The following is a 7,307-nucleotide window of genomic DNA, read 5'->3' as shown; positions in this document are numbered from 1 at the left end:
CGCCCGGCATCGGAGCCGGCCATCCCGCGGGATGGCCGGCTCCGATGCCGGGCGCCTTCGGTGCTTCCGGCCCGCTCCGGTGGGGAGAGAACCGTTTCGTCACCGGCCCCGAGACCGCGTCGTGCGCGGCTGAGTCTGCTGCCGTGCCCCCGAGTAGGACGGCTGCGGTTGACGGCAGGGGTTACGACCCCGCGTGCAGCGGGGTGCGACCGCCTCCGGTCGGGGTCAGCTTTCGGCGAGGATGTGGGACAGCTCCCGGTCGAGGTCGAAGTGACGGTGTTCGGTGCCGGGGGGAACGGCGGCGTCCGTCCGCTTGAGGAACGACTCAAGCGCCCGGGCCGGGGCCTCCAGCAGGGCTTCTCCTTCCGGAGAGCTCAGGGCGATGCAGACCACCCCTTGTCCGTGGCTGCGCGAGGGCCACACCCGGACGTCGCCCGTACCGGTGGGTCGGTGCAGCCCCTCCGCAAGGAGATCTCGGGCGAACACCCACTCCACGGTCTCGTCGGCGCCGGTGTGGAAGGTGGCGTGCACGGCATAGGGGTCGGCGGTGTCGTAGCGCAGGCCCGCGGGGACGGGCAGTGAGGACTCGCTGGACACGATGAGGCGCAGGTGCAGCTCGCAGCTGACCGTGGTGTTCATAAGCGCCATGGCCTTTCGCTCAGTGTGCGCTCGGGGAATCGCACGTCGGCGAACGGACCATCCCACCTCCGCGACCGATGTAAACCCCTCTGTCCCGATTCGGGCGCGAGTCGTACCCCTTACGGCGCATTGCGGAATCGCCACAGAGTGCCCGCCGGGCGATTACCGGTCCGCTTCTCGGTTAGTTTCCTGGCATGACTGTGCGAAGCGACGAGGCACGCGGGGACGCGGGCGGGAACACCGGAACGGGGGATGCGATCGTGCCGGACGACACGGGGGTGCCGACGGAGGCGGGCGACGGGGCCGGCGGCAACGGCGCCGAGGGCGGTACGGAGGGTGACAAGCCGCTGGGCTCGCGCGCCCCGGGGTTCATCCGCCGTTCCCGTCCGCTGCACCTGAGCTGGCAGGTGGCCGTCTTCCTGGTCGGTCTCGCCGTGGTGGTGCTCGGTGTGATCATGCTTCCGCTGCCCGGCCCCGGCTGGGTGGTCATCTTCCTCGGCATGGGCATCTGGGCGACCGAGTTCGTCTGGGCCCAGCTGGTGCTGCGCTGGACCCGCCGCAAGGTGGCCGAGGCCGCGCAGAAGGCCCTGGACCCGCGGGTGCGGCGCCGCAACCTGACGCTCACCGCGATCGGCCTGGCCGTGATCGCCGCGCTCTGCGGCTGGTACCTGTGGAAGTACGGGCTGGTCATGCCCTGGAAGATCCACGAGGACTGAGCCGCCCGGGCCCGTCCGCCGCCGCCCCCGGGCGGGGCCGTCCGGGGATGGCGGAGTGTTCGGAGCATCCTCCGGGATGCGGTAATGTTTTCTCTGCACCCGGGCGATTAGCTCAGCGGGAGAGCACTTCGTTCACACCGAAGGGGTCACTGGTTCGATCCCAGTATCGCCCACCGGAATGCATTGTGATATGTGAGGCCCAGCCGATTTTCGGCTGGGCCTCACATGTATTTCCGCAATCCGCCGAACGGTGCCGGGAATGTGCTGAGGGGCAGTCATCTTCCGCTTCGCGCGGGAGTTCTGCGGATGCGTCGGCGGCACTCCCCGAACGAGTTGTACGACACCGCCCGAATGGTGCTACAGTTCTTCTCGTTGCCCGGGCGATTAGCTCAGCGGGAGAGCACTTCGTTCACACCGAAGGGGTCACTGGTTCGATCCCAGTATCGCCCACCGGACAGCACGCAGGCCCTGATCGGGAGACCGGTCAGGGCCTGCGGCGTTCCCGGGCCCGGCGGCTACGCCGCCGCCTCGCACGCGTGCTCCGGCGACAGCCGGCGGCCGCAACCGCACCGGGCCGGCCGCAGCGGCCACGACAGGTCCACCCGCTCGTCCGCCCCCGACCGGTCGAACCACGCCTGCAGCCCGCGCGCCTGCGCCGCGTGCCAGACCGTCTGCCGTTGGTGCAGCTCCATCGCCGTCAGCCCGCCCAGTGCCCTCGGGAACCGTGTGCCGATGGCCCGCACCAGCTCCAGCGCCGCCGTCGCGTCCGCCCCCGCGTCGTGCGCCCCGGCCAGCTCCACCCCGTAGTGCGCGCACAGGTCGGTCAGCGTCCGCCGGCCGCGGCGGTAACGGTCCACGTACTTGTCCAGGACCCGCGGATCCAGTACCAGCAGCTCGCCCGGGCCGATCGCCCCGGCCAGCGAGAGCCCGCGGTGCCGGCGCAACTCCCGGTCCAGCAGCGTCAGGTCGTACGGCGCGTTCATCACCACCACCGGCCGCGCGGCCCGGGCCTGCTCGGCGAGCGCGGCGGCCAGCTCCGCCACCACCACCGCGGCCGGCCGCCCGTGCGCCCGCACCCGCTCGTCGCTGATCCCGTGCACCGCACGGGCGCCGTCGGGTATCGGCACGCCGGGATCGGCGAGCCAGTCGGTGGCCACCGGGACGGCACCCGGGGCGGATTGGACGACCAGGGCGGCCGAGACGATGCGATCGGTCTCGACGTCCACGCCGGTGGTCTCGGTGTCGAAGGAGGCGAGCGGGCCGGTGAACCAGTGCTGCTGCATGACTGCCCCTCGAAAACTGCGCGGTCCCGCCCCGGTGATACCCGCCCCTGACGCCTCCTCAACCGTTTGGCGCCGCACCGGCCGGGCACCCTGCCCACGGGCGCCCTGTTCGAATCCGGACGGGCCCCTGAGGGACGGGGGAGGCCGGACGGTCATGGCGCTGACGCAGCCGCAGCCCGAGGAGGCGGCGGCCGTCCTGCGGGGCGACCTGGCGGTGACCGCCTGCATGGAGACCCTGCAGGTCGGCTACCTGCACGCGGTCGCCGCCGCGGCCGGTTGCTCGCTCTCCCAGCCGTTCCCCGACAACGGCATCGACTGGCAGGTCAGCCACGGCTCGCGCAGCCACGAGGTCGACGACGAGGTCACCGTCAAGATCCAGCTGAAGGCCACCCAGCAGATCGCCGCCGACCCGCGCGGCCCCTTCTTCTCCTTCACCCTGGACAACGACCACCTGCGCAAGCTCGCCCGCCCCCGGGTCGCCGTGCCCCGGATCCTCGTCGTCATGCTGCTGCCCCGCCGCGTCGACCGCTGGCTGGCCGCCCGCCCCGACGCCCTCGAACTGCGGCACTGCTGCTACTGGGTCAACCTGGCCGGCCACCCGATCACCGGGCAGCGCCGGACCAACGTCCGCGTCCCCACCGCGAAGGTCTTCGACGACCGCGCCCTGTGCGACATCATGGCCAGGGTCGGCGCGGGCGGCAGCCCGTGACGGCCCGGCCCCGGCCGGGAGGAGCCGCCCCATGACACTGCCCCACGGGCCGATGCGTCCCACGCTCGGCGAACCGCCGCAGACCGGGCCGCTGCCCGATCCGGGCGCCGTCGACCCCGCGGTGCTCGCCACCCTGCTCGCCCGGCACGGCTGGGTCCGGCGCGGCGGACCCTCCGCCCGCTACGGCCGCTGGACGCCCCCCGAGGGCACCGACCCCGGCGTCAGCCTGCTCGTCCCCGCCGGCGACGGCTTCGACGACGCGGTCGAGCTGCTCACCGACGCCGTCACCGCCCTCGCCCGCTCCGCCAGCCCCTCCGCCCGCGCCATCCTGCTCGCGCTGGCCGTCCCCGGCGACGAACTCCAGTGGCACCGCGACCTCGCCGCACCCGCCGGTGCCCCCGCCCCCGGCGCCGCGCCCTGGGACGACACCGAACGGCTCCGGCACGCCGCCCGCGCCATGCTCGCCGCCGGCGCCAAGGCCGGCCGCACCCGCGCCGCCTACTTCGGCGCCCGCCTCGACGCCTGGGCCGGCGACTTCCTCGACCGGGTCCTGGTCGTCGCCGCCGGCCCCGGCCTGACCGCCTACACACCCGCCCCCGAGGGCCGGGCGGCGGTCACCACCCTGGTCCGCGCCCTGGAGGCGCTGCGCGACGCCGTCGACTACCGGCGGGTCAGCGGCGGCGGTGAGGCTTTCGAGAACGCCGTCCAGTCCGGGGTCAGCCGCGAACTGGTCGAATCCGTCCAGGACCTGGTGCGCGGCGCCACCGCCGGCCGGTTCACCGTCGCCTGGTCGGCCGCCGCCGGCACCCCGGGCGGCTTCGGTGACCGCCGGATCGCCGTCGAGTTCTCGCCCGGCGACCTGCCCGCCCTCGCGGAGGCCGCCGACCTGCTCGAACGCATCGAGCCCGCGGTCGCCGTCACCCTGGTCGGCCTCGTCGTCCGCCTCAAGCGCGCCGACCCCGCCGGGCCGGGCAGCGTGCGCCTGCGGGTGCTCGGCGGCGCCGAGGTCGATGAGGTCAAGGTCCGGCTGCCCGACCCGGCCTACCGGATCGCCGCCGAGGCCCACCTGGCCGGCACCCCCGTGCGGATCAGCGGCCGCCTGGAGCGGCGCGGCGGCTTCCGCCGGCTCGTCCGGCCCACCGGCCCGGAACCCTGCGGGCTGGAGGAGGCCGAGCGGGAGCGCCTGCTCAAGACCCTGGGGGAGGGACGGAGCGGGAAGGACGCGTAGGAAGGGTACGGAGGTGACGGTGGGGCCACCGCTCTCGGTACCATCGTCAGGCGCAGCGCTGTGCTGCGTCCTCTGAATCCAGCACGTCAGGAGAGACCGGTGACGGACGTCCGGGTAATCATCAACCGCGAACCCGATCGGGAAGAGCGCGTGGTGACCACGGGCACTACGGCCGCCGAGCTCTTCGCCGACGACCGCTCGATCATCGCCGCCCGCGTCGGCGGCCAGCTCAGGGACCTGGCCTACGCCCTCCAGGACGGCGACGAGGTCGAGCCGGTCGGGATCAGCAGCCAGGACGGCCTCGACATCCTGCGCCACTCCACCGCGCACGTCATGGCCCAGGCCGTGCAGCAGCTCTTCCCGGAGGCCAAGCTCGGCATCGGCCCGCCGGTCAAGGACGGCTTCTACTACGACTTCGACGTCGCGACGCCGTTCCACCCCGATGACCTCAAGGCCATCGAGAAGAAGATGCAGGAGATCATCAAGCGCGGGCAGAAGTTCTCCCGCCGGGTGGTCACCGACGAGGCCGCCCGCGAGGAGCTGGCCCACGAGCCGTACAAGCTGGAGCTGATCGGCCTCAAGGGCTCCGCCGCCACCGCCGGCGAGGGTGCCGACGTCGAGGTCGGCGCCGGCGAGCTCACCATCTACGACAACCTGGACGCCAAGAGCGGCGAGCAGTGCTGGGGCGACCTGTGCCGCGGCCCGCACCTGCCCAGCACCCGGATGATCCCGGCGTTCAAGATCATGCGCTCCGCCGCCGCCTACTGGCGCGGCAGCGAGAAGAACCCCATGCTCCAGCGCCTCTACGGGACCGCCTGGCCGAGCAAGGACGAGCTCAAGGCGCACCTGGAGTTCCTGGAGGAGGCCGCCAAGCGCGACCACCGCAAGCTCGGCAACGAGCTCGACCTCTTCTCCATCCCCGAGGAGATCGGCTCCGGCCTCGCCGTCTTCCACCCCAAGGGCGGCATCATCCGCCGCGCCATGGAGGACTACTCGCGCCGCCGGCACGAGGAGGAGGGCTACGAGTTCGTCTACACCCCGCACGCCACCAAGGGGAAGCTCTTCGAGAAGAGCGGCCACCTGGACTGGTACGCGGACGGCATGTACCCGCCCATGCAGCTCGACGAGGGCGTGGACTACTACCTCAAGCCGATGAACTGCCCGATGCACAACCTGATCTTCGACGCGCGCGGCCGCTCGTACCGTGAACTGCCGCTGCGCCTGTTCGAGTTCGGCACGGTGTACCGGTACGAGAAGTCCGGCGTGGTGCACGGCCTGACCCGTGCCCGCGGCTTCACCCAGGACGACGCGCACATCTACTGCACCCGCGAGCAGATGGCGGACGAGCTCGACTCGACCCTCACCTTCGTGCTCAACCTGCTGCGCGACTACGGTCTGACCGACTTCTACCTGGAGCTGTCCACCAAGGACCCGGAGAAGTTCGTCGGCGACGACGCGACGTGGGAGGAGGCCACCGCCGTCCTCGCCGCGGTGGCCGAGAAGCAGGGCCTGCCGCTGGTCCCGGACCCGGGCGGCGCGGCCTTCTACGGCCCGAAGATCTCGGTGCAGGCGCGGGACGCCATCGGGCGCACCTGGCAGATGTCGACCATCCAGCTGGACTTCAACCTGCCCGAGCGTTTCGACCTGGAGTACACGGCGGCGGACGGCTCGCGCCAGCGGCCGGTCATGATCCACCGGGCGCTGTTCGGCTCGATCGAGCGCTTCTTCGCGGTGCTGCTGGAGCACTACGCCGGTGCCATGCCGCCGTGGCTGGCCCCGGTCACCGTGACCGGCATCCCGATCACCGACGAGCACGTGCCGTACCTGCTGGAGGTCGCGGCCGAGCTGAAGAAGCGCGGGATCCGGGTCGAGGTGGACACCTCGGACGACCGGATGCAGAAGAAGATCCGCAACGCCCAGCGCAGCAAGGTCCCGTTCATGCTGATCGCCGGCAACGACGACGTCGAGGCGGGCGCGGTCTCCTTCCGCTACCGCAACGGCGAGCAGAAGAACGGCGTGCCGCTGGCCGACGCGGTCACCGAGATCGTGGACGCGGTCGAGCGCCGGATCCAGGTCTGACGCCGAGCGTCGGGCGTGAGCGCGGGGCGGGCTCCTTCGGGAGTCCGCCCCGCGCGGCTTTGCAAGCACGGTTGGGCGAATATGCTGATCAGCATGACGACTGAGCCGGAACTGCAGCAGGGCGTCGGGGAGCCGGACGGCTTCCGCCGCCTGTGGACCCCCCATCGGATGGCCTACATCCAGGGCGAGAACAAGCCCACCGGCCCGGCTCCGGACGACGGCTGCCCGTTCTGCTCGATCCCGTCGCTGAGCGACGAGGACGGGCTGGTCGTCGCGCGCGGCGAATCCGTGTACGCGGTGCTCAACCTGTACCCGTACAACGGCGGGCACCTCATGGTGGTCCCGTTCCGGCACGCGGCGGACTACACCGAGCTGGACGAGGCGGAGACAGCCGAGCTGGCGGTGTTCACCAAGAAGGCGATGACGGCGCTGCGCGCGGCCTCGGGCGCGCACGGCTTCAACATCGGCATGAACCAGGGCGCGGCGGCCGGCGCCGGCATCGCGGCCCACCTGCACCAGCACGTGGTGCCGCGCTGGGGCGGGGACACCAACTTCATGCCGGTGGTCGGCCACACCAAGGTGCTGCCGCAACTGCTGGCGGACACCCGGAAGATGCTGGCCGAGGCCTGGCCGAAGGGCTGAGACCCGCGACG

Annotated in this window: 7 protein-coding genes and 2 tRNA genes; 7 read left to right on the top strand and 2 right to left on the bottom strand. The window is 72.1% G+C overall.

Features of this window, described 5'->3' with window-relative positions:
• Positions 1 to 225: 225 nt before the first annotated feature.
• Positions 226 to 639 (bottom strand): SsgA family sporulation/cell division regulator, encoded by a 414-nt coding sequence (locus ABZW10_RS35025; RefSeq protein ID WP_030056266.1) that lies wholly within the window; start codon positions 637 to 639, stop codon positions 226 to 228.
• Positions 640 to 833: 194 nt separating this feature from the next.
• On the opposite strand from ABZW10_RS35025, the gene ABZW10_RS35020 reads away from it, so the two are divergent.
• The 3 genes from ABZW10_RS35020 (at position 834) to ABZW10_RS35010 (ending at position 1,805) form a co-directional block, all read left to right on the top strand.
• On the top strand, positions 834 to 1,355 hold the full coding sequence (locus ABZW10_RS35020) for a TIGR02611 family protein (protein WP_355374479.1): 522 nt from the start codon (positions 834 to 836) through the stop codon (positions 1,353 to 1,355).
• Positions 1,356 to 1,456: 101 nt separating this feature from the next.
• Positions 1,457 to 1,528: transfer RNA gene (locus ABZW10_RS35015), tRNA-Val, on the top strand.
• 205 nt (positions 1,529 to 1,733) lie between these two features.
• Positions 1,734 to 1,805: transfer RNA gene (locus ABZW10_RS35010), tRNA-Val, on the top strand.
• Positions 1,806 to 1,870: 65 nt separating this feature from the next.
• Here the strand turns inward: ABZW10_RS35010 and ABZW10_RS35005 are convergent.
• Entirely contained in the window at positions 1,871 to 2,638 is a 768-nt protein-coding gene (locus ABZW10_RS35005) for an exonuclease domain-containing protein (protein ID WP_355374476.1), read from the bottom strand.
• A 154-nt stretch (positions 2,639 to 2,792) separates the two neighbouring features.
• Between ABZW10_RS35005 and ABZW10_RS35000 the strand changes: the two genes are divergently transcribed.
• The 4 genes from ABZW10_RS35000 (at position 2,793) to ABZW10_RS34985 (ending at position 7,296) form a co-directional block, all read left to right on the top strand.
• A complete protein-coding gene (locus ABZW10_RS35000; RefSeq protein WP_355374474.1) occupies positions 2,793 to 3,347 on the top strand; it encodes a DUF4365 domain-containing protein in 555 nt (184 codons plus the stop codon).
• 31 nt (positions 3,348 to 3,378) lie between these two features.
• On the top strand, positions 3,379 to 4,575 hold the full coding sequence (locus ABZW10_RS34995; protein WP_355374471.1) for a hypothetical protein: 1,197 nt from the start codon (positions 3,379 to 3,381) through the stop codon (positions 4,573 to 4,575).
• A gap of 99 nt (positions 4,576 to 4,674) precedes the next feature.
• Positions 4,675 to 6,654 carry a threonine--tRNA ligase gene (thrS, locus tag ABZW10_RS34990; protein WP_355374469.1) on the top strand — a complete coding sequence of 660 codons (1,980 nt, stop codon included), beginning with the start codon at positions 4,675 to 4,677 and terminating at the stop codon, positions 6,652 to 6,654.
• Positions 6,655 to 6,735: 81 nt separating this feature from the next.
• The gene (locus ABZW10_RS34985) at positions 6,736 to 7,296 is read left to right on the top strand and encodes an HIT domain-containing protein (RefSeq protein ID WP_355374467.1); all 561 of its coding nucleotides are present in this window, start codon (positions 6,736 to 6,738) and stop codon (positions 7,294 to 7,296) included.
• Positions 7,297 to 7,307: the final 11 nt, after the last annotated feature.

The sequence above is a fragment of the Kitasatospora sp. NPDC004723 genome, from assembly GCF_040609255.1.
Taxonomy (GTDB): Bacteria; Actinomycetota; Actinomycetes; order Streptomycetales; family Streptomycetaceae; genus Kitasatospora.
The sequence above is the reverse complement of the archived record's forward strand: the minus strand, read 5'-3'. Positions and strand labels throughout refer to the sequence as shown.

Excerpts from the sequence above, each read along its gene's own strand:
- ABZW10_RS35025 (WP_030056266.1), bottom strand. The coding sequence starts at position 639 with ATGAACACCACGGTCAGCTGCGAGCTGCACCTGCGCCTCATCGTGTCC.
- ABZW10_RS35020 (WP_355374479.1), top strand. The coding sequence starts at position 834 with ATGACTGTGCGAAGCGACGAGGCACGCGGGGACGCGGGCGGGAACACC.
- ABZW10_RS35005 (WP_355374476.1), bottom strand. The coding sequence starts at position 2,638 with ATGCAGCAGCACTGGTTCACCGGCCCGCTCGCCTCCTTCGACACCGAG.
- ABZW10_RS35000 (WP_355374474.1), top strand. The coding sequence starts at position 2,793 with ATGGCGCTGACGCAGCCGCAGCCCGAGGAGGCGGCGGCCGTCCTGCGG.
- ABZW10_RS34995 (WP_355374471.1), top strand. The coding sequence starts at position 3,379 with ATGACACTGCCCCACGGGCCGATGCGTCCCACGCTCGGCGAACCGCCG.
- ABZW10_RS34985 (WP_355374467.1), top strand. The coding sequence starts at position 6,736 with ATGCTGATCAGCATGACGACTGAGCCGGAACTGCAGCAGGGCGTCGGG.